We start from the raw sequence: 26,333 nt of genomic DNA, 5'->3' as shown, positions 1-26,333 counted from the left end.
GACAGTAATGGAGGCCAAACCAGTAGAAAATAGAATTTGTCATTGGGCAGTCTACCATATTTCCAGAAATAGCCTTACTGTTTTGTTTGTAATGAAGTTATTTCATGCACGTTCCTTAGCTACACTTTCAAGCATGAAACTGCTAAAAAACTCGTTCCTGCTCTTAGCGATACTATTCAGTTGCCATATTGATGCCAGCAAGCCATGCAAAAAACCTTTAATCATTAGCTTTGATACTCACACAGAGCCTTGGTCTTATCTTGATCAAGACGCCCAGTTAACTGGACTAGATGTTGAGCTGATTAAGACCATCTTCACTCATATGGGGTGTGAATTAATTATTCGCTTGGACATACCATGGAAAAGACAAGTACATTGGCTAGAGCAAGGGCTGCTCGATATAGCCGCACAAGCCTCTAAAACCAGTAAACGGGAAATGTTTGCTTATTTTTCAGAACCCTATCGACACGAATATATTGCTATCTATATTCGCAGCCACGATCTTCATAAATTTAACTTTATGAGTCTTACAGAATTACCTCACCTGAAGTTTCGTCTTGGCATTCGTCGAGGTAATTATTATGGTGACACATTTAGTCAACTCCTAAAAACAACTTTATTCAAGAAGTACATGAATATAGCTGAAACGGAGCAGGATAATTTTTTTAAATTAATCGCCAATCGAATTGACGGCTTTATTGGCTACCCACCGGGAACAGAAATTGACTTAAAAAAGGTCGGCTTAAGTAAGCAAATTATCAGACACCCCATGCCAGTGATCAACACAGGCAATATCCATGTCATGTTTAGTAAAAAAACCACACTCCCTGCATTAATTACCCAGTTCAATCGTAGTTTAGATACGATTAAGACGAGTGGTGAATACAGCAAGATTATACAAAAATACAACGGAGATTTAATACACGCAGAGCATTAATCACAGAGACAGACTGAAGTAAAATATATTACTCAATTTAGAAAAATATTTATAACTATCTTCGCTAAAATAGTCTATAAAACTATCTATAGTCAAAGCGAATGGTTTTTAGGGGAGACCGTCGAGTGATGAGTTCCAGTAGCACTTTTATGTAAATTAAGGTAGCTACTGCAAGTCTTGCAGTATCAGATTTGCCCCCATGAGTTTATGTTTTAAAGCCTAACAATCATTCGAGAATGATATATAATCTTTAGACCTAGGTTGTTATACAATGAAGCCAATACTTTTTACTTGCTTGTCGATCTCTTTATACGCATTTTCAGCCGCTAACTATGCTGCTGAAGCGGTAAAAACAGCCCCCTCAACTCAGGATACAGTTAAAAGCTACCTGATGCAGAAAACCAAAAAAGCAGTAACCCTTCACCTGGTTTCAGGCAAAACACTTTCTGGCACAGTAGGTACAATAGGCCAGCATTTGGTGCAGCTGAAAAGCCTAACAGGTAAGGAGTTCTACGATGCTCTAGTGCCTTTCGATAAAATCGAAGCGGTAGAAGTAAGAAACCGATAGGCCAGATCCAATAGTATTTATAGGTGTTGTTGATAGACGGCACTTATCAATTACGCAACATATCAATGTATGAGTATAGCGGAAGAGTACCTCTACTAATTGTTTTAGAAGCTATTCTCTGGATAGTTACCAGATAATCTGGATAATACCCTCCTTATTTGTTAAATACTGGGTAAATACAGATTATGTACAAGCTGCAGTTTGCAACACCTGCTGCGTGGATTGAAGCAGTGATGGCTGATTTTGATGCCTTTTTATTGGATCATGCGACCGCGGAGAAAAAAGCCTCAGGCATGGCAATGTCCATGGTTTCTCACTACCCAGATAAACCAGAGTTGATAAAAGCCATGATTGATTTAGCTATTGAGGAGCTAAGCCATTTTCGTGAAGTATCCCAGCTGATCTATCAGCAAGGATTGCAACTAGTTCCTGATGCTAAAGACCCTTATGTAAACGAGTTTCGTAAGGCTATTCGACAAGGTAAAGAAGCTTATTTGTTAGATCGATTATTAATCGCCAGTATCGTGGAAGCTCGTGGCCATGAGCGGTTTGGGCTAGTTGCCGAGGCCTTGCCAGAAGGACGCCTAAAAAAGTTTTACACCGCTATTACTCGCTCAGAAGGCCGCCATTATGAGCTGTTTTTAGAGCTTGCCTACTGCTATGTTGATAAAGCCTCAGTCGATGAGCGCCTTGAAGCGTTGCTCGCATTTGAGGCAAATATTGTCGCTAATTTACCCATAAGAGCAGCCCTACACTAACTTAAGGGTACCTCTAATAAAAGATGGCCAAACAATCACCTATTAACCAATATTTAACGGTTTATGCTGAGCCAGAAGCAGCCGTGGCTGCTAATATACCTGTAGTATTTCACCAAGCATTAGTAATACCCGCCTATAATGAAGACTACTGCTTTTTACAACAGCTAGCTCCTGCTTTTACAGCAGCCTCTCACCCCTGTTTACTGATTTTGATTGTTAATCGGCCAGAACAAGCCAGTGCAGATAAAATAGCGAAAAATAACCAGTTAATTAACCACATAAGTCAAAGCCTACAACAACAGTGGCAACAACAACACTTAACCCTGTATCAATGGCTTAAGCGCCATTACATTTTAGTGGTTAACCGCAATCAGCCTGACACTTTTATTCCATCACAGCAAGGGGTTGGTTTAGCCAGAAAAATTGGAGCTGACATTGCTTGCCAGTTATATCAGCAGCAAAAACTATTAAGTCACTGGTTATTTTCATCTGATGCCGATGTCGTGTTACCTGTTGATTATTTTAATATATCTAGTCATTTAACGGATACCACTGCAGCTGGCGTATTTAATTTTAGTCATGAAATACCTACCACAGATTTCTGTGAAAATGACAAGCCGCCCAGTCACTATAAGTCCGGTCATTATAAAAAACAGCTAGTTGCCCAACAACTATACGACATTAAGTTAAGATATTATGTTGCTGGGCTAAACTGGGCTAATTCTCCTTTTGCTTACCATACCATTGGCAGCCTGTTAGCTATTAATATTCCGTACTACTGTCAGGTGAGAGGGTTTCCCAAACGTGCTGGTGGAGAAGATTTTTACTGTTTAAACAAATTAGCGAAACTAGGCCGCATCACATGTCTCTCTCAAACAATCAGGGTGAAAGCTAGGATTTCGAATCGAGTTCCGTTTGGTACTGGACCTGCTTTAAATAGTATTTGCCAATTACCTGAACCACTAACTGAATACTGCTATTATCAGCCTCGCTGCTTTTACTGGCTAAAATTAACGCTTTATTGGTTAAGTCAAAGTCTAGCAACTCTGCTAAACCCACAAGCCAATTGGCAACATGCCTTTACTGAGTATCTGTTATCACAGCAACTCTCATCAGCAGACTGCCAGTCAGTACTTAAAGTGCTAGAGTGGTTGGGAATTAATAAATTAATACGACATGTATTAAAGCAACCCCCTACTCCTCAACAATGGCAAGCAACGACTACTGATTGGTTTGATGGCTTTCGTACCCTTAAATTCATCCATTTATGTAGAGATAATTTTTTACCCTCCCTGCCTCTCCAACAATTAATCGACTGCCCTATCTTTAATGAGCTATCTCAATGGGGAGTAGCCCCCTTACCCAATTTACAAACTGATCCAATAGTGGGGTTAGCATTAATTCTTGATACTCTACGCCATAGTGAGAGTATTAACTTTAGGCAGGGTAATTGTGAAAATAACACCAGATAAGTCATCCAAATTATCAGCTGTAACCTCGCCCTCGTAGAAGTCAACAATCAGCTTAACAATATATAAACCAAACCCTAAGTGTTGTTTATTGTTAGCTTCTTTTCTTACAGAGACTAACGAATCAAACAGCTGATGGCGCATAGTTTCTGGCAATAATGGTCCTTCATTACTGACTTCAAGCAAATAGTCATTTTCCAATACAGCCAGTTCAATGGTAATTTGCTGGCCATCAGGCGTAAAATCAGCAGCATTACTAACCAGCTTATCCAACATCTGACTGATTAATTCAGGCTCCCCCCATAACTGACAAGGGTTATCAGTAATATCTAGTTTGAATACTTTGCTTGGGTACACACTTTGATAAGCTTGCCCCATGCCTTCAACAACTGACTTTACGCTAAATAGTTCTGGCTCGGCACTAGCAATACTCTGCTCTACTCGGTTAGCCTCACTCATAGCCTCAATCAGGTAGCGCAACCGATCGACCCCTTCTATCGCTCGAGACTGGTAAGTTTTTACTGTATCAGGCAACGGCTCTAGGGCCATATTATCTAATGACGACTTAATAACAGCCAGTGGTGTACGTAACTCGTGGGCTAATTTACTGGACAAGCCTTTTAAGTAGTGGGTGTACTCCATGAGTCGGCTATGTAAAACTGAAAAGCTTCTATTTAAATCCCCTATTTCATCCTGGGCACCAGATACAGGGAAATAACTAATTAACTGTCCTTCTTTACTCAACACCTGTTCAGCCAAACCGCTGAGCCGTTTTATCCGAAATGACAGCCAGCTGGCATAACCAAATAATGCAAAAACACAAACCGTAACAACTAATAGGGTTATCTGTAACAGCTCCCGCCAGGCAGAATTAGTTAACGTTAAAATCTCATCACTACTATTAATAAGTACAACAGCCCCTACCACCCCCAGTTCATTTTTAACCGGATAAGCCACTGCTACCTTAGTTTTATCACTAGTAGAGCGATACCACAGGGCATTAGCCTCTCCTTTTAATACAGCTTGTACCTGTTCATTATAAAACCTGTTTTCCACTTCAGAAAAAGTAGCTAACTGTCGTTTATCACCCAACAATAAACGATATAACCAGCGCCAGAAGCCATAACTAAGACTTTCTTCAAACTCATCTGGCTCGGTATCTTGATATCGATAGGTACGAGCAAGCAACCAACCCTGCTTATCTACAACTAATAACTCATCTACATTGTTAGCATAAGGCTCAATTTGAGCAGCTAACTGTCGCTTAGACCTGATTAAATAGCCTTCTGGTGGAGGCAGCAACTGCAAGTGTTGATTCAGTTCCGCCATGGTTAACAGCTGTGGAGGCTGTCCAACTTTATACATAACCACCTGATCAGTAGCAGACTGGTAGTCTAGATAACTAATTGCCACCCTATTCCCTACAATGGACAGCGGCATTTGCAGCTCAATAGCAACACCTGTTGCAGACTCTTGCCAGTATCCATGAATATCATCTCTTATTACCCACTTTAACTGACCAAACTGATGGGTAATTTCCTTAGCCCTTAATAAACCTGGGGCACTGGTATCCAGCAAATAAGCAGAACGCGTCCCCCAGGGGTGCTGCAACTCTATTAATATTGCATCAGCTGCAAAAACCTGGCGTTCTTGATAAGGACGATAATGTAGTTGGTTATCTTTAATGTTGAAATGAAAATACAGTGAACCAGAAGACACCTGTTGTTGATTCTGATATATACCAAGACTAACCGATAGCTGTACTTGGCTAGATGCGGCTTTTGCAGGCCACCAATTCATTTGCTGCTGTTCTTGCACCCAGTCATCAGCATAACCATCGACAATCATCGGTCTTGCCAATTGATAAGCATATAATTGGCTGTCAGCTTGAGGCATTTGGTTAATATAAGCAGTCGTAGGATAAAACTGTTCTACCTCATCGAGGGACTGTGCCAATACCTGAGCACTCGCTAACAAGGTATTTTCTTGACCTTTACGTAAAGCAGACTCCAGCTCTTTTACATACTGACAACCCGCCCAAGGCAACGCAAGCATGAATAGACTGATAAATAACAACTGTAATGGCAGGCGCATAAAAGGGTAAGATTAATGTGGTTGCCAACGATAGCCAAACCCATAAATTGTTTCAATTGCAGTGAATGCAGGGTCAAGCTTTAGGAATTTTTTTCTGATCCGCTTAATATGTGAAGTAATGGTACTGTCATCTAATACTACATTAGCAGCATCCATCAGTTGTTGTCTGTTTTTAACATGTCCTGGGTGTTTAGCCAGCGCATGAACCAACCAAAATTCGGTTAACGTTAATGGTACAGGCTCATCTTTCCAAACCGCTGTCATACGATCCAGATCTAATACCAAAGGCCCTTCTACTACTTGTTGTGAGTTTTGCTGTGACTGTTTTAATGAGTCGATACGACGAAATAATGCGACTATTCTAGCAACCATGTGCTCCAGGCTAATATCTTTGGTCAAATAATCATCAGCCCCTAGCCGTAAGCCTGATATCGCATCAAACTCACTATCTCTTGCTGTTAGAAAAATAATGGGTAACTGTGGCGCCATTGAGCGTAGCTCAAGACATAACTCGAAGCCACCTTCAACTTCGTCTTCTAGCCCAACATCAATAATCGCTAGCTCTGGAAGCTGTTCACGAAAAGCTTTCATCGCTGTTGGACGGTTACTATACAATGACACATCGTAACCATAACGGGTCAATACTGCCCGGTAGTTTTCCCTAATAGCCGCTTCATCTTCAACTACAGCAATTCGTCGCTTCATTAGCTATACTCGCGTAAACATCATACACCTTGCAAATCATATACCTTAATAGCAGGTACAACAGTCGATTATTCCTTGCTTGTTACCTACAGGCAAGCCATTTATCTTTTTCAGGTTAGCTCAATCGTCTCTTACTGTTAGTCATTGGTTGATCACAATCCGTATCAAAACCTGAATATTACATTCAATATTTAAGGTTCTGAGTATTCCTAGCTAAGCAGTTTGCTCAACTTTCTTTATGAAAAGCTTGTCTTTATGAAGAACTTGAGTCGTTCTAGAGATCAATGAAATTAGGGTAATATTATTTAGACTAAACAATTGAGCGGTAAAAATTAGGAAGCGTTTAACAGCGTTTTTTATAAATATCATTCAGGAGAAGTATAATAGCCTTCCAACAGCATATCATAATATTTTCCATAAACGCCCTTTTTTTTCAGCCGCCGTAAGCCATCATTAAAAATATTAAGAAGCTTTTTCGAGTCATGCCTTTTTTTAAAAAAAAGTAGATGATTGGTATTAGTAAAGTAAGGGCGAGGATGAAAAGTAATTTTTTCCACTTGTTCCTTGGAAAACTCTTTCAACAGCAAACTATACCCTGCAACAGTCGCAGATAAAAATAGATCAATCCTTTTTTTAATCAGCATATTAAAATTAATTACATCATTGCTATTAACAATTATATTTAGCCTATTATTTTTATGAGCATCCCAAAACTCAGGAGTATAAGTATATCCCCGAGTAGCACCTATACGAAAGCTACCGATATCATCCAGTGATTGCCAGCCCGAGAACGCTGTTGTTTTTAGATGAAAAAAAACAACTTCTTCAGTATATAGTGAATCACTATGATAAAATAAGCGCTCCCGCTCACTGGAATAGTACCACACCATAGTGGCATGATATTTGTCTGTTTGTGCTTCTTTAAATGTTCTGGCCCAGGGATAATAAAAATACCTCACATCATATCCAGCTAGTTTAAATACTTCTGAGGTCATGTGCTGAGCAAATCCTCCGTGTTTCAAGCTTTTTGAAATCCAGGGAGGGTATTCACCAGTAACGATCTTTATAACTTTTTCGTCGTTTATATCTGCCAACACAGAAGTGGTTGTCACCAGCAATAGATTGATTAGCCATCTCATTTTAATCAACCTGTAATCTTTGCCTTTGCAATTATCATTAGTCTGGATCTAGTTTTATGATCAACCACTTGTTTTGCCACTTTTGCTTACAACAAGACTAGCAGTACTTTACAGATAAGACATCATCCTACTCAAGGATACTAGTACTACCGAAACAACTTGCCAGTCAGTCTATTACAAATCAACCAAAAAGCGACCAATAAGTCAATCTGATATCAGCTGGTTTAGTTGTGTTAAGCTAAATAATATAGTAGCTTTTTATTCACATGTGCAGCTGCCTTGTATGGTTGCCTAACAATTTCAATAACGCGAAAAATACAATAATTTATGTACAGCAATCACTATGCAAACAATTCAATAACAACCAAGTGATAGCTAAATAATAAACAATTAGACCTAACGTTATTATATAAAAACAGGACAAATAGCACGCCAACACATTGTATAGGTATTACTAATACTAAAGTATGTTTTAAACTTTGGCCTAATATATTAATTCTTGTTTTTAATATTAGATACTATAGATATTTACCAAATAAAAACGCTAATACATTATTTAAATAACAACATAAGAAGTCACTTATTGTTTTTTTGAACTTTTGTTCTAGCTAACACACCTACATAAGGAAAAAATAATAATGAAAACCAAGCAGATAGCAGTATCAACCTTATCCACTTTATTACTAAGCGGTGTTAGTTTTTCTAGCTTCGCTCAATCTGCAATAGAGCCTCTCCCTCCCTTAACTAATGCAAAAGGGGATATCATTGAGCAGATTGAAACGGTTAAAAAACCAAATCGATTCAAACGCAGCATTAGGTTAGAAAATACCACAGAAATTAAAGACTGGTTTAATAAAAGCCCTTCTCTTGATGGCATTGAAGGCTCTGGGGTCGATAGAGTTTATAAGGAATTGGCGCCTCATAGCAATTACAAGCCTGTTGTGGTAGCGGTTATTGACTCAGGTGTAGATGTACTCCATGAAGATTTACAAGGAAAAATTTGGCATAACCCTGGAGAAATAGCAGACAACGGCATTGATGATGACAACAATGGCTATGTTGATGATATATATGGCTGGAACTTTATCGGCGGTAGAGATGGCAGCCATGTGAATTTTGATACTCTTGAAGTGACGCGTGAATACAAAAAATATTTAGATTTAAAAGCATCCGGCACAGAGTTAACGGAAGAACAAAAGAAATACTTTGAAAAAGTAAGTAAAGATTATCATGACGAGTATGAGGGTGCCAAAAAGTCTCTTGAAAAATCAAACGAGTATAAGGTAAAAACTAGCCAATTTAAGCAGCTGCTAACAGAAGCACTGGGTATTGAGGATTTCTCAAAAGCATCACTTGAAAATATAACCAGCACAGATGAAAGCATTATAGAAGCGAAAACCTACTTACTTTCTGTGCTAGACAGGTTTGGCAACTATGAAAAAATAAATGAATACGTTGAATACTATTCAAATAAAGTAAACTATTACTTTAATACTGATTTTGACCCACGCTCTGATATTGTAAAAGATGATCCAAATAACCTTTGGGAATCAAACTATGGCAACAACGATGTCATAGGGCCAGATTCTGATCATGGTACACACGTTGCAGGTATTATCGCAGCAGACCGAAATAACAACCTAGGCATTAAGGGTGTTGCCTCCAACGTAAAAATAATGGCTTTACGAGTTGTCCCAAATGGTGACGAACGTGATAAAGATGTTGCAAATGCTGTACGTTATGCTGTTGATAATGGAGCCGATATTATTAACATGAGCTTTGGCAAGAGCTACTCCCCTCATAAGGAAGTGGTTGATTCAGCCTTTTTATATGCTGCTAGCAAGGGCGTTTTATTAGTTCATGCCGCAGGTAACGATAGTCAGAACAACGATGAAGGCGATAACTTCCCTAATCGCTTTATGAAATTCTATTCAGGCTATCGTAATCCAAACTGGCTTGATGTAGGCGCTTCATCTTATAAAAAAGGTGAGAATATGGTAGCCAGCTTCAGTAACTTTGGTAAACGTACTGTCGATTTATTCGCACCTGGCCATAAAATTCTGTCTACTACGCCTAATAATCAGTATGCCGCTTTCAGTGGAACCAGTATGGCAGCCCCTGTAGTTTCAGGCGTTGCAGCATTGGGTTTATCACAATACCCTTGGATGAATGGCTATTACTTAAAACAGCTGCTGATGTATACCACTAGGGATTACCCAGGGTTAGACGTTAAGTCACCAGAGGATTCTGAGCTGGTTAAGTTTTCCAGCTTATCGAAAAGCGGCGGAATTGTTGACGCTTATACGTTACTGAATGTATTGAAGTAAACTTTCTTTAAAGAAAAAGCTTTTATAGCTCCCTCACCCTCTGAGGATGTCGTGAAAGTACTTCAAATCCAGCCCCTTCTCCCCCGTGAGGGAGAAGGGGCTGGATGAGATAGCAAATAAAAATTAAGATCTAATTTTCTCTTTTGCTTTACGATACAAATTCATATTATCTTTGGTTTTTACCACTGGTTTGCCGATATTAACAAAGTTATCTTCTTTATCAAAAACGCACATAAAGCTAATTTCTTCCCCTCCTTCCGCTGTAGCAGAAAGGTCAACAGAGAAGAAAGAGTCCCTTTTTACTTGACCATTCACAACATAACGTGAGTATTTACGAGTAGTGGCTTTTGCCCACTCTGGCTCAATTGAAATTTTGCCCTTTACCTCAGATAACAAGTCTTTGCACTTACTGATCGCCTCTTGTTTTAGCTCATTTGACACACAAATACCTACCTTTTGACAGGCTTTCAAAGCTCTATCTTCTTCAGCCAATAAATGGGTAGAGAGCAATAGACTAATAACAATCACACTGAGTTTCACTGGAAACATCCTTGTATTTACCTAAAATGTCAATTGGTTGAACAACAACCAGCTTCACAACTAAAGGAATACCTAAAGATAAATGTTTTACCTCACCCTATAGTTTAGTTGCGTATACATTTAGTGGCGTAGCCGAGCATCCAGCTCATCTACTACCTCAGCCCAATCTGCATCTTCTTCAACAGCCACTCTTAAAAACTCAGCTTGAGACTCATTCCAAAAGTCAGCCTCACTTAACTGAGCATCAGGCTTTAAAGAGTGAACAGTTAAAAACTTATCAATCTCTTCATTGCTTGCAGATAAGCCAAGCTGCTGAAACAAAGTACTGAGATTGTGCTGCGAGGTATCCATAACTACTCTCATCAAAATGACTATCTTTTGTACAAAGTATAGTTGACAGAGTAGCTATCTACCAAAGGGCTACAGTTTTGTTTTGCTATACCTTTTGCCGTGGATACTTTAATCAAGTATTTCGACCTGAAAGTCATTGTTGAAAGGAATCTATTTATAAGCTAATGATGTTTATTCATAATCTTAGCGCCAGCTATTTTAAACAAGGTAAAAATAATAATAGCAATAACTATAAGGCTTTCAATTGAAGCAATAAAACCGACAAAAAAGTGAAACCGTTGCAATACTAAAACTACTATACAAGTGAGCAGCATCATTAACATCAGTCCAGACAACCTACCAAAACCAGGTAAATGTTCAAAGTCAGTTTTTCTAGCAACTTGTACAAATACTAATACCATCGAAACAACTGGTAAAAAGTAGATTAATGCATTAACCTCAAGCAGGTTACCTCGAATAATAAATAAAGTATAAAAAATTAATGAGAATGAAATAATTCCTGGGATAGAAGACAAATAAACTAATACTGATAATAAATAGTCAATCCAGTTAAGTTGAGCCGTTCGCTTATATATTAACGCGATGCTCGACTTTTAATAACTTGAAATGACAAACCCTAACCCCATCCTAAGTTTGCGAAAACAGGGATATCAAGGAAAGGGAATGTCACTGGAAGAGTTTATCATAACTACTTATTGTTGGGTCGATGATGTTTTAACTGATTTATTAAAACAACGGCGATTACGTCAGCGAGGAATTAAGCCCTCACTGTCGGATGCAGAAGTCATTACCATGGAGTTAATTGGTGAATTTCAAGGCCTTGATGCTGATACCGCTATCTGGAAATACTTCAAAGAGCATTGGAAAGCGTATTTTCCAGGCATAGGCTCAAGAAGCCAGTTTGCTAAACAAGCTGCTAATTTATGGGCGATAAAACAACAATTACAAAAGCAAGTAACAGCTGAGCTGGGTACTATTAATGATCCTATACATGTTGTCGATGGTTTTCCTTTGCCTGTTAGCCACTTTAAACGTGCAAGAAATTGCCGCCGCTTTAAAGAAGAGGCTGAGTATGGCTATTGTGCATCCAAGGGGGAAACCTATTATGGCTTTGAAGGGCACCTCATTATTGACTTTCATGGAGCCATAGCAGGATTTACATTAACCCCAGCAAGTGATGGCGAAAGGGAAGCTGTATGGGAGTTAACAGAAGGTATGCCGTCAGGCATGTTGTTAGGGGATAAAGGTTATTTGGGGGCTGAATTTAAAGCTGAATTGTTAGAGTTAAAATCGCTTCAGCTAGAAACCCCGGTTAGAGATAACATGATTGATCCTTTACCCAAGTCCTGGAGGAGCCAGCTTAATCGGTTACGACGACGAGTTGAGACAACCATTGGTCAGCTAGTAGAAAGGTTTAATATTCAGCGGACCAAAGGCAGAACCCTGTGGAGTTTGACTAATCGAATGACCCGCAAGCTGTTATCGCACAGCTTATGTGTATTATTTAATAGGAACCAAGGCAATGCCCCACTACAGTTATCTAAATTAATAGGCTGAAAAGTCGAGCATTGCGTTATATTAATAACAAAACATAGCTAGCTACTGGTAAACTAACAAAGTAACTGACAATCACCAACTGATACTCAGCAACCAGTGATAAAAGCTCGTTAATACTCATCAAATAGATACTCTTTTGTCGTTTACTTACTCCATATTAGCCAAAGAGGATGACAACCCAATAGAGTATTAAACTATGCATCTACAGTTAAAACGGTTTGTTACAGTAGTCCTACTGCTATTACTCCTAACAAATTGCAACTCCCATCACTCTTGGCGCTATCTCGCAGACTTGCCGCACAATGAAAGAACCATTTTTCTTGTCAGTCATGGCTGGCACACAGGACTGGTAATTGCCACAAAAAATCTGACCAAAGAGTTAACATTTATTCAAAACTATTTTAATAATAGCCTTTACTTTGAAATTGGCTGGGGTGATAAAGATTTTTACCAAGCTAACCAGGTTACTAGTGCTATGGCATTGAAAGCAGCGTTTTGGCCAACCAATAGTGTACTTCATGTAGTTGGTTTACCTACCGATCCTACCCAATACTTTTCTAGCAGCGAGGTTATTGAGATTAAAATATCAGTTATTGCCCATCAACAACTTAATTCAGCTATTGCTGACTCGTTCCAAAGGGACGCCACAGGAACAATTGTCCCTATTCAAACAGGTCTTTATGGAGATAGTCATTTTTTTAGTGGCAAAGACTATTTTTACCTCACCAACAACTGTAATAACTGGACTGCCAAACAGCTCATCACAGCTGGAGTGCCTGTAAGCAAAATAAGTTTGACAGCAACTAGTTTGGTTAAGCAGGTAAAAAAAGCCAATAAGTATTATCAGTGCTGTATACAGTTACAATAGCGTCCATCTTTGTTTATCAAGTCAAAAATTGACCATGATTTTGCAGACCAAAACTATTAAACACTCATTTATATTTTAATTAAATTTACACTTTTTTTACTTTTGTGATTCACATATAAATTTTTATTAAAAACAAGTAAAACCACAGTTCCAATTATAGTGCTATAGAAGGATTTACTTACAAGCAACATATTATTTTTAATGCATTATTACTGTAGATAGTAGCGAAAACAATGTTCATGCATCAATTGTAAATTTAATTTTCAAACAGTTGTATAAACAAAAAAATAATGCTAGCCTCACTACACCAATAAGGAAAAATACCTACAACCTTATATAAGATTATATATAAGGGATAACTCAAAAAATAAAACTCTTTTATATTTCAAATAAAATAACAATAACGGGGAACTTAACTAATATGAAAATAAATAAAGCTGTCGTACTATTAACTGCTTTAGCTCCTGCCATAGCCTCTGCACTCACTCCAGGTGAAACTCGACGAGAAATAGCCTTAGAATTGGCTGGCAAGTCAGAAGTGTTAGCTTATAGCCTTGCAGATAATAATTACAAGCTGGATTTAGCAGCTATAGCCAAGGCTGTTCCTAATAATAAAAAGCTTAACAAGCTATCTCACCAAGCCAATAAATCTACTATTTCTAAATATGGTGTACAGGGCTACGCCAAAAGTGTTATGCAAGTTCGACTAGTCACTCCCAAAATGACTGACATGGATGCTGATAATGAGGTCCTTATTAGTTATGTACCTGATGGTGACGAGTCTGAATGGTCTGCTATTGAAGCATTTGATCAACAAGGCAATACCGTTTATCTCGATGTTTATAATCAACCCAGTCAACCCGTAGTGGTTATTGGCACAGATGATAAAAAGATTCAAAAAGCAGGCATCAGATTATTAAACGACAGGTTAAGTGGAGCCTCACCAAAAGGCATGCAACGTAGTCGCAAGTCAGATAATACTGAAACCTTAAATACTAGTATATTGAAAAAAATAAACTTAACTTCTGACCAAGAGCCTTGGATTTTAGGTAAAGCAGAAATCTACGCGATTGTTACTGGGGTTTCAGCAGAACGTGATAAGCCGCAAATTGATATTGTTGATATGCCTTACTTAGATGAAGATGGTAAAGACTATCACCCAAATCAGGTGTTGGTGTATTGGGAAAGATACCGTTGGGGAGTCGCAGATATTTTATTCTTTGAACAAGACAGCGACTATAACTATAAAGAACTCGCTAAGCTATTACTTGAAATTGTTGGTAAAGGCTTAGAGCTAGGCGGCATTCCAGAAGCAAAACCCTTTATTGGTATAGGACAAAGAGTGCTTTCTGCAATGAAAGATAGCTGGTTCCAAAATGATGATGATTATGTTGATTCATTTTATGTGCTTGAAAATTCTCGCACATATAATAGTTATGTTGGCGCCAATAGCAATGCGACTATCAGCTTACAACCAAGACAGTTTACAGCATTTTAAATAATACTTTTTTACTTACTACAGTTCTTAACAGAACCAGCCAGGCTTAGTCTGGCTGGTTTTTTGCTGATAACTATCAGCACTCTCAACATGTAGTTCGCAAAAAGTATAGATTAAGCTGCAACCACGCCATGGGGATCTATTACATATTTCGTAGCCGCCCCTTCATCAAAATCAGCGTAGCCATTCGGTGCATCATCTAAAGAAATAACCTGGACGTTTACAGCATCAGCAATATTTACCTTATCCCATAAAATAGCCTGCATTAACTGTCGATGATATTTCATGACTGGACATTGTCCTGTATAAAAATAATGAGACTTCGCCCAGCCTAAACCTATTCTTACGCCAAGTTGCCCCATTTTCGCTGCATCATCAACTGCACCAGGGTCACCGGTGACATATAAGCCTGGAATACCCACACCACCACCTGCTCGGGTTACTTCCATCATCGTATTTAAGACAGTTGCCGGCTGTTCCTGATGATGATTACAGCCATGGCAACGTGCCTCAAAACCAACACAATCCACACCAGCATCTACTTCTGGCACACCCAACACCTGCTCAATCAATTCAGGAACAGTTGCATCTTGACGTAAATCGATAGTTTCACAGCCAAAACTATGGGCTTGCTCAAGTCGAGCTGGATTCATATCCCCCACAATCACACAAGCAGCTCCTAATAGTTGAGCTGATACAGCTGCAGCTAAACCAACTGGCCCTGCACCCGCAATATAAACAGTGGAGCCTGGCCCAACACCTGCTGTTGCTGCGCCATGAAAGCCGGTTGGAAAAATATCGGATAATAGTGTCAAATCACGAATTTTATCCATTGCCTGGTCACGATCAGGGAATTTTAATAAATTAAAATCGGCATAAGGCACCATCACATATTCAGACTGACCACCAACCCAGCCTCCCATATCGACATACCCATAAGCGGCACCAGGGCGCGCAGGGTTTACCTGCAAACAAATACCTGTTTGCCCTTCTTTACAGTTTCGGCAACGACCGCAAGCAATATTAAAAGGTACGGAAACTAGATCCCCTACTGTTAAAAACTCGACATCAGAACCACACTCAATAATTTCTCCAGTTATTTCATGGCCTAAAACCAAGCCTTCAGGCGCAGTGGTTCTTCCCCTTACCATATGCTGGTCGCTGCCACAAATATTAGTAGATACTACTTTTAGAATGACCCCATGGGAACATTTCCGCTTACCTAAGGCCAGTTCTGGAAATGCAATTGACTGAACTTCTACATGGCCTGGGCCCATGTAAACGACACCACGATTTGACGCTGAGCACATAGTTATTTTCTCGCTTTTATTCATTGAGAGCACTATAAGCCACCTTATAATCCTCTCTGTTTATTAAGGCATCCTTATATGCCTCTTGTTTAAGCTATATCCGTTCTTTGGCTATAGTAATCATTCACACAAATTTAAATTTGCACTTATACAAACTAACGCGAGAATATGCATAACCGCTTAGCTGGAAGAGACAATCTTATTGCAATTCAAGACACGATGAAAAACAAAGCCCCTGTAGCCTATACTTACAAGGTATATCATTACTCTGCCGGAGTTGTCTCATGCTTCGCTAGTTAAGCACCTTAGTGCTATCTCTTAGTGCTATCTATAGTAATAACCAGCTATAGTAACGACCAGCTGCTTTGCAGCCTGCAAAAAAGTCGTTTTTAATATCGCATGGGACTATTATCAACCTTACGGGTATTTAAATACCCAGAATATGCTCGTTGGGCTCGATAGCTCTCTTTAAAAAAGCAATATTTGGAAAAGCTAATTGCCAATACAAAATTATTATTGTTAATTGGCAGCGTTCATTAAAAGAGCTAGAAAAATACACCCTTGTATTGTTTCTAGCAGGCCTGTTTACTTTATATTCAGTAAAAAATCTGTCACACACCAAGATGTTAATACTATTAATAATAGCATTAGTTAACTTCATAAAAACTGAAGAATACCAGGCTATTTATAAATTTGATTAAAAATACTTTAGCCCCTCTCTACAATATCATGACCATTGCTAAGTAGCTTCATAAGAAGAATATCGTCATACTCTCTCGTTTATACTAGAATTTAAAAAAACAAAATACCATACCTGTAGAGTATTATTCGGAGCCTCCTCTGTGATTAAACAACAGATGCTTGCCTGCATTTTTATATTAGCTTATTGCAATACAGCTGTATCCCAAAATCAAGCTAACCAACTTACTTTTAATAAAAGCCCTACTAATTTTTATCAAGCTAAAAGGATTCTAAAAGAGATTTATAAAAATAAAACGACCACCTTCTATTGCGGTTGCAAATTTTACTACCAAGACAACAAATTAGTTCTAAATCATCATAGTTGCGGTTATCAAACAAGACAAAACCAAGAACGCGCTAATCGAATAGAATGGGAACATATTATGCCTGCATCTTATTTTGGTCGTAAATTAGACTGTTGGAAACAAGGAGGACGAAAATACTGCCAAAAACATAGTAAAGCGTTTCGGCAGATGGAGGCTGATTTACATAACCTTGAGCCTGCAATTGGAGAAATTAATGGGGACCGCTCAAACTTTGCCTTTGCGATGGTAAGAGGTGAATACCGACATTATGGCCAGTGTGATATAGAAATTGACTTTAAGCATGATAGGGTTGAGCCCAAACCGAGTATTCGAGGCAATATCGCCAGGGTATATTTATATATGGCCAAGAAGTACAGCCTTACATTATCAAAACAAGAGCACGAAACATTTACCAAATGGGCAAAACGAGACCCCATCACCAGATGGGAAAGGAAAAAGGCAGCCCTGATTTCAAACTATCAGTCAGGGCTAACGCCTGTTGATCTAGCTCAGTAAAATGTATACGCCAGTTGAGTGCGTGATGCTGCCTGCAATACTAAACTGCATGGTAATGAATAAAACTGAAAGTTCAGTAGCTTCTGTTTATTGTTGTTCTTGGTAGCTACTTGTCTTAGCTGGCTAAAACGAGACTGACAAGCATAAAAGTCAGTTTCCAACTGCTGTTGGTTCGATAGATAGTTGTTATAAGCAAGCTGTTTTTTGTCAGTAAGTGCTGCACGCCAGATAGCACAACTAATTTCATTGTAGCTTTTAGATGAGCAAAACTTTTCAACACGGTTAATTAGCGAGTCAAAATCACTGGCTTGTAAATCTTTCTGATAAGCCTGTTGCATTTTTTCTTGCCATTGAGAATAAGATGAGCAAAACCAACTACTGGCTTGCTGTTGATAACCACATTGTTGACGTTTATAAAAAAACTCCTTCCAGTGCATGGCGGCAAATACATCATCTTGCTGGAACCGGTTACGGCTTAACTGGGTGTCCCTTTGTTGCTGCCAGTACTGCTCTACTACATACTTTGCAGTATTACATGCCTTAGTTTGCCATACTGCTTCAGCTGCCGAAGGACCTAGTGCCTCATAACCGGCTTGCGCCTTGGCTTCACATTTTAATAAAATTTTCTCTGCTCTTTCTGGGTTAGCTACAGCAGGTTGGTCATCAGGGGAGACACAGCCAGTACTTAATAAAATAGCCAACAATATTAATGATGAGCGATACCACTTTTTCATCACAAACTAAATGCTCTACACTTTAGGGTTGTTGATTGGGCTAAATCTATAAAGCAAATCAGGTACAGGCCCCCTAATATTCAAGAGATGTCCTATATTTTTGCTTTTGGTGCTACCTGTTGTGGGTATCAGTTGCTTTTTACACAAACTGCTGTGTGACTTATACCAACTATTTACCCAGCTATATTGGCTGTTTGCGCGGTTATATTAGCTACCAGAGAGCTAATAGTTATTGCGCACTTACCCATTATTTTTTCCTAGGCACCATTCAGGAAGCCTGTGATAATTATCTCAGACAATACGGAGAATTAATGTGGAAGCTATCGCTAAAAAAAACAACTTAATTAAGTAAACAGATTGTCATAATTATACTTGCAAGATAGGTCAAGCCGTTTTTTTTAACTGAATAGAAAAATTGAGGAAGGCAACAGTATTTTCAAACAGATGCTCAATTAAGCCTCTTCCATAAGGCTTACAGCACAGACTATCAACACAAATGCTTGAGGTATTCATGTCTTGTAATTTTTTATCATCAGATCAATAGCCAAAACAAAGGTTATCCATTACGAACTGTTACTGTTCTTGTCGTAGTTAGTTAACTGGTCTCGCCCCCACGCATTTTGATAACGATTACGAATCGCATCGAGAATCTCTTCATAACTAGGTACTGGAACTTCTGTAATTTCTCCCCCTTGGTCTAAAAAGTCTTCAATTTGCTTTTCGATCTCAACTCTTTGTTTTGCTTTTTCGCTGACCGAAGCATTCACTTTCATTTACAAACTCCTAGCTAAACTTGCTTAATACTTTTAATGATCAAATAATCAATATTTTAGTAAATATCATGATCTCCATGACAGAATGATGTAGCTTCCGCATAGTATTCCTATAGATCATATTTATTATTACTTCAACTAATGGGAAAAAATAATGCTATTGAATCTTCATGATCCTGTTTTTACTCAGCACACCATTAGTGAACCACTTAACTTACGAACATTGAAGCTTTACACAACGTTACATTACGCTTAAGATACTTATTTATTCTTATATTCCGAATAAAAACATAAAGTATTTATAACTAAATGGAATTTACAATAAGGTAATTACCAACATGAACGGACTAACTATTCATTTACCTAACATCAGTCATTTACCCAAAAAAATATAAGGTCATTAAAGCAAAGCTTAGGGTAGATAGGATGAACAGCTTTTGAATCTTACCACTGCTCGGGTCAGTCAACTATCACCTCTTCACTATCAGGTTTTGCAATGTTTAGCATGAAACCACTACACGAAATAAATTTAAATTTATTGGTTTGCCTACACGCCTTATATGAAGAACGCAATGTAACTCGTGCTGCGCATCGACTAAATATGACACAATCGAATGTGAGTAAATCTTTATCTCAATTGCGTCGTATAATGCATGATCATTTACTTTATCGAGAAGACAACACCCTTAAGTTAACACCATTATCTATTGTCATAAGAGATAAAGTAGCTTTTATTGTACAAAATGCCCAAGATGTATTTTCGGCAGGCCTACGTGGCAGCTCTCTTGCTAAGCAACGATTTACTCTTGCTGCCAGTGACGTAAGTGTACGATATGTGTTTCCTAAACTGATGCCACGCTTTATCGAAGAAGCACCCGATGCCTTGATTTCCCTTAGCCCTTGGCACGAATATAACCCCGAGAGCCTGGTACAAGGTAAAGTTGACTTAGCTTTATGTGTATTTGAGGAGGAAACCAACGGCCTGATCTGTGAAAAACTCGGTACCACCGACTTAAGCTGCATTGTTAGAAAAGAGCACCCTGCTACTGAAGGGCAAATGCAACTGGAAGACTACCTAAGCTACCGACATATTGCTAATACTGGCAATGCTAATTATTGGCGCATCATTGATAAAGCCCTGGCAGAAAGAGGCTTACAACGCAATATTGTGTTAGAGATGCCGCTGGTTATTTCTGTAACTGAAGTGGTAGAACAAAGTGATTTAGTGCTTACTTTACCCACTCCACTATGCAGGTTAATCAGTGATAATCAAAATCTTTGTATGATTAATTGTCCAGTAAAAACCCTTCTGGATTATGGGCTTATGTGGCATCCACGAATGGACAAAGATCCAGATCATATCTGGTTTCGCAACCTAATTAGAGATGTTACTTTTGAGACTCCAGAATTTATTAAAAGCTTGGTGGCTTAATTCTTATCCTGAATTTTTATACACCACTCTATACTTATCATGACTCATTTTTAGATGTAAAAATAAAACTGTGTAGAAGCAGACTTGCCCCCAGAAGCTAAGACACGAAGTGACTGGGGTGATAACAGTTAAATGGTAGCGATGATAACCAAGCACCTTTTCAATACCTACTTTAAGGTCTCTATTTACTAAGAGCTAAAATAAGCCTTTTGGATTATAATTCGAACAAAGTATAAAACTTCAATTACACTAGTTGTATATGCTTTAAATTTTGCAGTTATACCATGTCGATGAAAGCGCCAAACAAACTTATCCAAGTCTTGCTGGTATATCTGCTATGCATCTTTGTCAATTTTGCCTATGCAAAAGAGATTATTACCATTACTGGCTCAACCACAGTAGCACCCATAGTCAAAGCCAGTGAAAGTCAATTTCAAAGCCAAACAGGGATTTCAATAATTATCCGCGCAAAAGGGTCAAGTGCAGGTATTGAGGCCGTTGCTAAAGGAGAAGCCAATATAGGCATGGCTTCACGTCCTTTAAGGCAATCAGAGCAACAGCAATGGCCTCAACTTAAGACAATTACACTTGCAGAAGATGCCATTGTCTTAATCGTTAACAGCAAAAATCCAATATCAAACTTAACGAGACAACAAGTAAATGAGCTTTACTCTGGGAGATACAATAACTGGGAACAGTTGGATAAAGAGCTAAATTTTAACTTACTAAAAAACCAACACATTCAACTTATTTCCAAAAAAGAAGGTCATGGGTCACTTAGTGCTTTTTTAAGCTTATTTGGATTAAGTAAACCTAATATCCAAGGGCGAAAAATGTACTTTAAGTCAGCCGATGCTAGTCAATTCAGCTCACTAGGTGCCTCACAAGTAGATACAGCCAAACAAGCGATGACATTGGTAGCAAGGCTTAAAAACTCAATCGCTTATGAATCATTAGGTACATTAGAAACCTTAAAAACAGACCCTCTGTATACTCAAATAAAGATTTTAAATATTGATGATATTAAGCCAACAGTAGCCTCCGTAACCTTAGGTGAATACCCTATAAAAAGGTCGCTGTCACTAGTTATTGATCAAAACAAAACAAATCCGCATGTAACACAGTACCTTCAATATATGTCATCACCCGAGGGTAAAGAACACATAACAACCCATGGCTATATAGCCAAATAAACTATACTCTGTTAGTTATGTATTCAAAAAAAGGCACATCTAGATGACTGCTGCACTGGATGGGCAGATAATACTAATCACATTGATCGCTTCCATTTGAGCAAACCCTACAGCCTCGGCTAACTGCTCTTCTTGCAAACCTGTCGTTTGCCAAGCTATTTCAGCGATAGTTGCCGTATAATCCAAATGTTTTTCTGCTGGTAATGTTGTCATCAACGTTTGATTAGCTGCTCTACTAGCAATATGAATAATTGCAGCAAATAAATCCTGCTCTTTATTACCAGTTGCAGCTAATGCATGCTGCTCAGCAACTGGTATCCACAAGTCTGCTGGAAGCTTCCATAATTTAAGAAGCTCCGCTCCGCATTCAGCCCAACTAAAGCCAAACACTTCTTGCTGCTTTTTCCATGGCATTTCACCACTAGTATCCATCAATACCTGTTGGGTAAGTTCAGCATTATTCTCTAAAGCTACTAATTGCCCTATATCATGCAGTAGTCCAGCAACAAACAATTTCTCTTTTTTTCTAACTTTACAGGCAGAGGCAAGTTCTCTACCTATCAAGCCACAATGAACCCCTACTTGCCAGAAGTAATCTATATCAACGTCTTTTACATTCTCTGAAACCGAGGATACCGCTGAGGTAGCTAAAGCTAGGTTGAATAACTCTGCCATTCCAATAACGGAAATAGCCCGAGAAACTGTGTCAATTTGAGCAGAAAAATTATATAACGGGCTATTCGCCAATTTTAAAATTTTAGCCGTAAGCGCAGGATCTAACATGACTACTTCAGAAATATCATCTACAGTAGCACTGTCGCTCTCAATCAAGTCCTGAAGACGAATCACAATATCAGGTAATGTAAATAGTTCACCTGCTTTCTGTGCAAATTCCAGCGCAGTGGCCATAGTTTTCTACCCCTTATTACTGCTTTAGCTTTGGTTAAAGCATAGAATAAAAAGTATCATCCTACAGCCAGATTAAATTGACTAAAAAAGATCAGAAAGAAGTAAAAAAAACATTTAAATTACTTTTAGCATTAAAAGTCTAGCAAAATCCGTAATTACATATCTCTCGGGCTGTCAGGTCATAAATATCGTATTTTCCAGGTGCATAGTAAGTCTCACCATATGGGCTATACACCTGAAAGATATACCAACCACTTTTATCATTTGCAGCAGGTTGTGCGACATAATCGTTCTTACATTGGCTTTGGATTTCTTTATACTCCCACTTGTACACACTGAAATATTGAGCATACTTAAAGTTTGCCAAGGGATAACGGCCCCAATATCCAGAAATCGTTACTTGGTTATCATTCCCATCTTTCAACCAATACCAGTCACTGCCATCTTCCTTTGCACAATAAACTTTCGTCCATGCTGCATTCGCTGTTGAATAAATCAAACAAGCAGTAGCAAACACCAATCCAAGATAGCTTTTTTTAAATATGTCCATGTGTCATTCCCTTTAATCTTTAAAAAAGATTAAACAGCATAGAACTAAATGAAGAACTATAAATCAGTAATTGTGTATAAATGTGTGAATAGTTGTAATCAATAAGTACAAAAGTACTAATTATCTCTCCCTACTACCTTTGTGCATACAATGAAGAAGCTGTATTAGACAACCTATGCTTAACAATCGAAAAACCAGTAGCATCTATTAGTTAGTTTTTTTCAACTACCCATAAAAGCAAAAAAAGGGTTTTTCTCTTCGATCATTGCTGAAGTTATTGAAGACTTGGATTTTGGCAATTCGTTGGATTGGGTGGCTACAACGATGGAGTACTAGAAAGGCTGGATGACTTAACTGGTCGTACTATTGGCAATGCTGATTTCTTTTCTATTGACGACTTCAAGAAAGTTCAAAATCAAGAACTATATGAACGCTTATTAAATGAATTTCCTGGTTGGTTACGCGAGGCCAAAAGAATAGGTATTCTCAATTAACCTAAGAGGCTGACAACAGCCTCTTGATCTGAATAATGCTCCAAAGAACACCTCTAATCAATGGTTCTAAACATTTAGATAAACAGCTTGAGCAATTTCTTGACATGCCTTGGACAATCCATAGCTCAAGTTAATCATCATCTTCGTCTTCATCATCACTCACTACATCAATTACAGCACCACCTACTTTGAATGGAACCTTAGCAACTTCAATAGTGGCATCAACAGCAGTACCTATAATTGTACTCACACAGCCATTCAATAGAGTAGTGACTAAAGCTAAAGCCAGTATATTGGTAACTGATTTTTTAGATATCATCAAAATGTCAACCCTAGTATAATAAGATTGCAGTATAATGGCTTTTTTAGCTTTCGCCTACTTTGCATTTGATATAAATTTTTCAACTTCAGCATAAAACCTGGATGGTTCGTTTTGCACCCAATGATTAGCCCCTTCAAATCGAACATTATCTAGCGTTTTGATGAACTTAAGAGCCCGCTCACAACCCTCAAGGCTTTTGGAACCCCAGAAGTAAATTTTGGGAATTGAAAGCTCCTCATAAACTCTTCCCCAACTGACAACACCGCGACTATCTTGAGTTGCATGCTGAGAATAAATTTCACTTGCGGTTTCCCCCAAAACAATAGATTCACAGCGCCTGACAGAAGAAAGGTATTTTATTCCAGCACCATGACGCCAAGAAAGTGAGAACTGCTTTGCAAAACCATTTCCTTTAACCCAGTAATCAAATTCCTGTTCATTTAAACAAGAATATTGCTCAGATATTATTTTAGATAAGACAACATTTTCTTCATGCAGCCCACCTTCAGCATTGATAAAGCCTTGAATAATGCCATTTCTATCCAGCTGGCATACCAAAGTTGAAGTATCTCCCCCCCATGAGTGCCCCAACAAAAAACATTTATCAATACCCAACAGCTTAAGTGCCTTTAAAATACGCTTTGCTTGAGTCTCTGTACTATGAGAAATATGTGAGGCTGGAGAATAACCATAACCACACATATCAAACAAAACTAAATTGTAGTTAGGCAACCAATCAATAGCATCAGAGAAGCATAAGTGAGACTCACCCAACCCATGTATGAACACTAAGGTATCTTGCGAGTCTACATAAGTTGAGAATAAGCAATAAAGCTTGTCACCCTCAATCTCTAGCCATTTTTCATTGAGCATATTACCCCCTCAAAGCACTGATAAATATATGCAAGCTAAACTATGCTACAGTACGTAATTTGCCGATTATAACCTAAAGGGTCCTGCTACTGGCTTAGTTTTAGCTGTTAACTTTTTCCTGAATGCTAAATTGAGCATGGCTAATCACTCTCAGCTGACATCAAGCTTGGCTTGAATGAGTTTCAGAGGCTCATAAAACATACATGCACACTAGCCGAGGTGACACAACTATTCTAAGCTTCTAGTAAGCAAGAGAAACAACATGGACTACGAGAATGTTACAGCCCAAACCAATACAACATCCTTTGTATGAACTTCTACAGGATGAAAAGATTAAGGAGTTTAATAAAAAGCGAGCTGCTGGTGAAACATGTGACTTCTCAGGTGGACACTTTCGAGGGCTTGACTTGAGAGGTATAAATGCTGATGGTCTCAACTTTTCAGGCGCTTACTTTCGTGCTGCAGATCTAAGAGGGGTTGATCTTTCCAATGCCAATATAGAGGGTGCCAGTTTTGCTGATGCAAAAATATCAGGCGTTTACTTTCCCAAACAAGTAAGCCCTGAAGAAATTCGCCTATCTGTCGATAAAGGCACTCGTGTAAGGTATCGTTAAAATATCCACTATAGGCTTATGTTCATATACAAAATACAGACTTTTTTATAAAACTCTCTTAAAAAGCCTGGTAATTAACTTACGTTGATTATCTTTAGCGTAATCTACAACCAAAACAATACTAGTCTAATACCTGATCTAATAGCATAACCGTATAATCGTCCACACTTCATTCACAGCTCTTGTATTTTTAAAAATCAACTGGTTTTATTGTGGAATTAAGTGTCGTTTTGATATCTTACACAGTCGCACATGAGTATCAAACAATATAACTATTAGCTAATGATACAGGCTCCAGGGAACTTAAATTATAGGACTAAATTAAGTGAACACTTTATCCAAAGCAGCTGTTTTCACAGCATTATTAAGTAGTACAAGTGTATTTGCTTCAACGTATTATGAGCTGGGCGAAGAAGCCAACGATGCCCTAGCAGGATTATCTGAACACTGTGTTGAAGCATTATTAAAAGTTAAACTAAAAGAAGGCAATTCTTGGATTGGCTCTAGTGCTAAGTGGTATAACCAGAACAATAATTATGGTTATAATTTTGATGTATTTTATAGACTAGGTTTTTCTACTGAAAAATTAGCCACCATTCACCTAACAGGAAAATACATTCCAAATCCACCAGCCGATGCATCAAGCTATAAGTATTCCTGTAGTGTAAGCTGGGAAAAATAAACCACATTCATAATAGTGATTTTTTAGGGCTAGTTTTGCTCCGGCGAACAGGCCCTAAATACCTTCTTTATTAA

Annotated in this window: 26 protein-coding genes and 1 pseudogene; 14 read left to right on the top strand and 13 right to left on the bottom strand. The window is 38.4% G+C overall.

Features of this window, described 5'->3' with window-relative positions:
- The first annotated feature begins 7 nt into the window (after positions 1–7).
- The 4 genes from OQE68_RS16065 to OQE68_RS16050 all read left to right on the top strand — a co-directional run bounded on the left by OQE68_RS16065 (position 8) and on the right by OQE68_RS16050 (position 3,735).
- Positions 8–937, top strand: a complete 930-nt coding sequence (locus OQE68_RS16065; protein WP_180570533.1) for a substrate-binding periplasmic protein — start codon at positions 8–10, stop codon at positions 935–937.
- A 271-nt stretch (positions 938–1,208) separates the two neighbouring features.
- Complete coding sequence (locus OQE68_RS16060; RefSeq protein ID WP_180570532.1) at positions 1,209–1,505, top strand: hypothetical protein; 297 nt, start codon at positions 1,209–1,211, stop codon at positions 1,503–1,505.
- A gap of 185 nt (positions 1,506–1,690) precedes the next feature.
- The gene (locus OQE68_RS16055) at positions 1,691–2,263 is read left to right on the top strand and encodes a MiaE family protein (protein ID WP_180570531.1); all 573 of its coding nucleotides are present in this window, start codon (positions 1,691–1,693) and stop codon (positions 2,261–2,263) included.
- Between the two features lie 23 nt (positions 2,264–2,286).
- On the top strand, positions 2,287–3,735 hold the full coding sequence (locus tag OQE68_RS16050; protein WP_180570530.1) for a hypothetical protein: 1,449 nt from the start codon (positions 2,287–2,289) through the stop codon (positions 3,733–3,735).
- On the opposite strand, the gene OQE68_RS16045 is transcribed toward OQE68_RS16050, so the two are convergent.
- The 3 genes from OQE68_RS16045 to OQE68_RS16035 form a co-directional block, all read right to left on the bottom strand.
- On the bottom strand, positions 3,676–5,826 hold the full coding sequence (locus OQE68_RS16045; RefSeq protein ID WP_180570529.1) for an ATP-binding protein: 2,151 nt from the start codon (positions 5,824–5,826) through the stop codon (positions 3,676–3,678). The genes OQE68_RS16050 and OQE68_RS16045 overlap by 60 nt on opposite strands.
- A gap of 12 nt (positions 5,827–5,838) precedes the next feature.
- Positions 5,839–6,531, bottom strand: a complete 693-nt coding sequence (pdsR, locus tag OQE68_RS16040; protein WP_180570528.1) for a proteobacterial dedicated sortase system response regulator — start codon at positions 6,529–6,531, stop codon at positions 5,839–5,841.
- Between the two features lie 365 nt (positions 6,532–6,896).
- A complete protein-coding gene (locus OQE68_RS16035; protein ID WP_180570527.1) occupies positions 6,897–7,670 on the bottom strand; it encodes a substrate-binding periplasmic protein in 774 nt (257 codons plus the stop codon).
- 638 nt (positions 7,671–8,308) lie between these two features.
- On the opposite strand from OQE68_RS16035, the gene OQE68_RS16030 reads away from it, so the two are divergent.
- The gene (locus OQE68_RS16030; protein WP_180570526.1) at positions 8,309–9,997 is read left to right on the top strand and encodes a S8 family peptidase; all 1,689 of its coding nucleotides are present in this window, start codon (positions 8,309–8,311) and stop codon (positions 9,995–9,997) included.
- Between the two features lie 123 nt (positions 9,998–10,120).
- Here OQE68_RS16030 and OQE68_RS16025 read toward each other — a convergent pair whose 3' ends face one another.
- The 3 genes from OQE68_RS16025 to OQE68_RS16015 all read right to left on the bottom strand — a co-directional run bounded on the left by OQE68_RS16025 (position 10,121) and on the right by OQE68_RS16015 (position 11,403).
- Positions 10,121–10,537 carry a hypothetical protein gene (locus tag OQE68_RS16025; RefSeq protein WP_180570525.1) on the bottom strand — a complete coding sequence of 139 codons (417 nt, stop codon included), beginning with the start codon at positions 10,535–10,537 and terminating at the stop codon, positions 10,121–10,123.
- A gap of 120 nt (positions 10,538–10,657) precedes the next feature.
- Positions 10,658–10,888 carry a DUF2789 domain-containing protein gene (locus OQE68_RS16020; protein WP_180570524.1) on the bottom strand — a complete coding sequence of 77 codons (231 nt, stop codon included), beginning with the start codon at positions 10,886–10,888 and terminating at the stop codon, positions 10,658–10,660.
- A gap of 161 nt (positions 10,889–11,049) precedes the next feature.
- Complete coding sequence (locus tag OQE68_RS16015) at positions 11,050–11,403, bottom strand: hypothetical protein (RefSeq protein WP_180570523.1); 354 nt, start codon at positions 11,401–11,403, stop codon at positions 11,050–11,052.
- A 148-nt stretch (positions 11,404–11,551) separates the two neighbouring features.
- Between OQE68_RS16015 and OQE68_RS16010 the strand changes: the two genes are divergently transcribed.
- From OQE68_RS16010 to OQE68_RS16000, 3 genes are all read left to right on the top strand, one after another.
- Positions 11,552–12,445: an IS982 family transposase gene (locus OQE68_RS16010; RefSeq protein WP_266195400.1), complete on the top strand. Its 894-nt coding sequence runs from the start codon at positions 11,552–11,554 to the stop codon at positions 12,443–12,445.
- Between the two features lie 196 nt (positions 12,446–12,641).
- Positions 12,642–13,313 carry a DUF2459 domain-containing protein gene (locus OQE68_RS16005; protein WP_180571241.1) on the top strand — a complete coding sequence of 224 codons (672 nt, stop codon included), beginning with the start codon at positions 12,642–12,644 and terminating at the stop codon, positions 13,311–13,313.
- Between the two features lie 421 nt (positions 13,314–13,734).
- A complete protein-coding gene (locus OQE68_RS16000; protein WP_180571242.1) occupies positions 13,735–14,811 on the top strand; it encodes a DUF3103 family protein in 1,077 nt (358 codons plus the stop codon).
- Between the two features lie 113 nt (positions 14,812–14,924).
- Here the strand turns inward: OQE68_RS16000 and fdhA are convergent, their stop codons facing one another.
- Positions 14,925–16,121, bottom strand: a complete 1,197-nt coding sequence (gene fdhA, locus OQE68_RS15995; RefSeq protein WP_180571243.1) for a formaldehyde dehydrogenase, glutathione-independent — start codon at positions 16,119–16,121, stop codon at positions 14,925–14,927.
- A gap of 857 nt (positions 16,122–16,978) precedes the next feature.
- Between fdhA and OQE68_RS15990 the strand changes: the two genes are divergently transcribed.
- Positions 16,979–17,683 (top strand): endonuclease, encoded by a 705-nt coding sequence (locus OQE68_RS15990; protein WP_255491064.1) that lies wholly within the window; start codon positions 16,979–16,981, stop codon positions 17,681–17,683.
- On the opposite strand, the gene OQE68_RS15985 is transcribed toward OQE68_RS15990, so the two are convergent.
- Both OQE68_RS15985 and OQE68_RS15980 read right to left on the bottom strand, forming a co-directional pair.
- Entirely contained in the window at positions 17,677–18,417 is a 741-nt protein-coding gene (locus OQE68_RS15985) for a hypothetical protein (protein ID WP_180571245.1), read from the bottom strand. The two genes, OQE68_RS15990 and OQE68_RS15985, sit on opposite strands and share 7 nt — an antisense overlap.
- A 563-nt stretch (positions 18,418–18,980) precedes the next feature.
- Positions 18,981–19,190, bottom strand: coding sequence for a hypothetical protein (locus OQE68_RS15980; RefSeq protein ID WP_180571246.1), 210 nt, complete (start codon positions 19,188–19,190; stop codon positions 18,981–18,983).
- A 496-nt stretch (positions 19,191–19,686) separates the two neighbouring features.
- Between OQE68_RS15980 and OQE68_RS15975 the strand changes: the two genes are divergently transcribed.
- Both OQE68_RS15975 and OQE68_RS15970 read left to right on the top strand, forming a co-directional pair.
- The gene (locus tag OQE68_RS15975) at positions 19,687–20,622 is read left to right on the top strand and encodes a LysR family transcriptional regulator (RefSeq protein ID WP_180571247.1); all 936 of its coding nucleotides are present in this window, start codon (positions 19,687–19,689) and stop codon (positions 20,620–20,622) included.
- Between the two features lie 284 nt (positions 20,623–20,906).
- Positions 20,907–21,815 (top strand): substrate-binding domain-containing protein, encoded by a 909-nt coding sequence (locus tag OQE68_RS15970; RefSeq protein ID WP_180571248.1) that lies wholly within the window; start codon positions 20,907–20,909, stop codon positions 21,813–21,815.
- 39 nt (positions 21,816–21,854) lie between these two features.
- Here the strand turns inward: OQE68_RS15970 and OQE68_RS15965 are convergent, their stop codons facing one another.
- Complete coding sequence (locus tag OQE68_RS15965; protein WP_180571249.1) at positions 21,855–22,724, bottom strand: HDOD domain-containing protein; 870 nt, start codon at positions 22,722–22,724, stop codon at positions 21,855–21,857.
- 139 nt (positions 22,725–22,863) lie between these two features.
- Entirely contained in the window at positions 22,864–23,274 is a 411-nt protein-coding gene (locus tag OQE68_RS15960; RefSeq protein WP_180571250.1) for a hypothetical protein, read from the bottom strand.
- Positions 23,275–23,576: 302 nt separating this feature from the next.
- Between OQE68_RS15960 and OQE68_RS15955 the strand changes: the two are divergent.
- Positions 23,577–23,768, top strand: a pseudogene (locus OQE68_RS15955) (VWA domain-containing protein); the annotation flags it as partial.
- Between the two features lie 130 nt (positions 23,769–23,898).
- Here the strand turns inward: OQE68_RS15955 and OQE68_RS15950 are convergent.
- Positions 23,899–24,087, bottom strand: coding sequence for an NF038104 family lipoprotein (locus OQE68_RS15950; RefSeq protein WP_180571252.1), 189 nt, complete (start codon positions 24,085–24,087; stop codon positions 23,899–23,901).
- A 57-nt stretch (positions 24,088–24,144) separates the two neighbouring features.
- Complete coding sequence (locus OQE68_RS15945; RefSeq protein ID WP_180571253.1) at positions 24,145–24,963, bottom strand: alpha/beta fold hydrolase; 819 nt, start codon at positions 24,961–24,963, stop codon at positions 24,145–24,147.
- A 275-nt stretch (positions 24,964–25,238) separates the two neighbouring features.
- On the opposite strand from OQE68_RS15945, the gene OQE68_RS15940 reads away from it, so the two are divergent.
- The gene (locus tag OQE68_RS15940) at positions 25,239–25,577 is read left to right on the top strand and encodes a pentapeptide repeat-containing protein (RefSeq protein ID WP_180571254.1); all 339 of its coding nucleotides are present in this window, start codon (positions 25,239–25,241) and stop codon (positions 25,575–25,577) included.
- 325 nt (positions 25,578–25,902) lie between these two features.
- Positions 25,903–26,259 carry a hypothetical protein gene (locus OQE68_RS15935; RefSeq protein WP_180571255.1) on the top strand — a complete coding sequence of 119 codons (357 nt, stop codon included), beginning with the start codon at positions 25,903–25,905 and terminating at the stop codon, positions 26,257–26,259.
- Positions 26,260–26,333 lie beyond the last annotated feature (74 nt).

Origin of the sequence: Spartinivicinus marinus, from assembly GCF_026309355.1 — a bacterium.
Taxonomy (GTDB): domain Bacteria; phylum Pseudomonadota; class Gammaproteobacteria; order Pseudomonadales; family Zooshikellaceae; genus Spartinivicinus; species Spartinivicinus marinus.
This window is presented reverse-complemented; position numbering and strand designations above follow the sequence as displayed.

Bases quoted from the DNA above. Each gene is read 5' to 3' on its own strand.
- OQE68_RS15980 (WP_180571246.1), bottom strand. From the start codon at position 19,190: ATGAAAGTGAATGCTTCGGTCAGCGAAAAAGCAAAACAAAGAGTTGAG.
- OQE68_RS16055 (WP_180570531.1), top strand. From the start codon at position 1,691: ATGTACAAGCTGCAGTTTGCAACACCTGCTGCGTGGATTGAAGCAGTG.
- OQE68_RS16065 (WP_180570533.1), top strand. From the start codon at position 8: ATGGAGGCCAAACCAGTAGAAAATAGAATTTGTCATTGGGCAGTCTAC.
- OQE68_RS16020 (WP_180570524.1), bottom strand. From the start codon at position 10,888: ATGGATACCTCGCAGCACAATCTCAGTACTTTGTTTCAGCAGCTTGGC.
- OQE68_RS16010 (WP_266195400.1), top strand. From the start codon at position 11,552: ATGTCACTGGAAGAGTTTATCATAACTACTTATTGTTGGGTCGATGAT.
- OQE68_RS15975 (WP_180571247.1), top strand. From the start codon at position 19,687: ATGTTTAGCATGAAACCACTACACGAAATAAATTTAAATTTATTGGTT.
- pdsR (WP_180570528.1), bottom strand. From the start codon at position 6,531: ATGAAGCGACGAATTGCTGTAGTTGAAGATGAAGCGGCTATTAGGGAA.
- OQE68_RS16035 (WP_180570527.1), bottom strand. From the start codon at position 7,670: ATGAGATGGCTAATCAATCTATTGCTGGTGACAACCACTTCTGTGTTG.
- fdhA (WP_180571243.1), bottom strand. From the start codon at position 16,121: ATGTGCTCAGCGTCAAATCGTGGTGTCGTTTACATGGGCCCAGGCCAT.
- OQE68_RS16060 (WP_180570532.1), top strand. From the start codon at position 1,209: ATGAAGCCAATACTTTTTACTTGCTTGTCGATCTCTTTATACGCATTT.
- OQE68_RS16030 (WP_180570526.1), top strand. From the start codon at position 8,309: ATGAAAACCAAGCAGATAGCAGTATCAACCTTATCCACTTTATTACTA.
- OQE68_RS15985 (WP_180571245.1), bottom strand. From the start codon at position 18,417: ATGAAAAAGTGGTATCGCTCATCATTAATATTGTTGGCTATTTTATTA.
- OQE68_RS16000 (WP_180571242.1), top strand. From the start codon at position 13,735: ATGAAAATAAATAAAGCTGTCGTACTATTAACTGCTTTAGCTCCTGCC.
- OQE68_RS15970 (WP_180571248.1), top strand. From the start codon at position 20,907: ATGTCGATGAAAGCGCCAAACAAACTTATCCAAGTCTTGCTGGTATAT.
- OQE68_RS15950 (WP_180571252.1), bottom strand. From the start codon at position 24,087: ATGATATCTAAAAAATCAGTTACCAATATACTGGCTTTAGCTTTAGTC.
- OQE68_RS15965 (WP_180571249.1), bottom strand. From the start codon at position 22,724: ATGGCCACTGCGCTGGAATTTGCACAGAAAGCAGGTGAACTATTTACA.
- OQE68_RS15945 (WP_180571253.1), bottom strand. From the start codon at position 24,963: ATGCTCAATGAAAAATGGCTAGAGATTGAGGGTGACAAGCTTTATTGC.
- OQE68_RS15990 (WP_255491064.1), top strand. From the start codon at position 16,979: ATGCTTGCCTGCATTTTTATATTAGCTTATTGCAATACAGCTGTATCC.
- OQE68_RS15960 (WP_180571250.1), bottom strand. From the start codon at position 23,274: ATGGACATATTTAAAAAAAGCTATCTTGGATTGGTGTTTGCTACTGCT.
- OQE68_RS16045 (WP_180570529.1), bottom strand. From the start codon at position 5,826: ATGCGCCTGCCATTACAGTTGTTATTTATCAGTCTATTCATGCTTGCG.
- OQE68_RS15940 (WP_180571254.1), top strand. From the start codon at position 25,239: ATGTTACAGCCCAAACCAATACAACATCCTTTGTATGAACTTCTACAG.
- OQE68_RS16050 (WP_180570530.1), top strand. From the start codon at position 2,287: ATGGCCAAACAATCACCTATTAACCAATATTTAACGGTTTATGCTGAG.
- OQE68_RS16005 (WP_180571241.1), top strand. From the start codon at position 12,642: ATGCATCTACAGTTAAAACGGTTTGTTACAGTAGTCCTACTGCTATTA.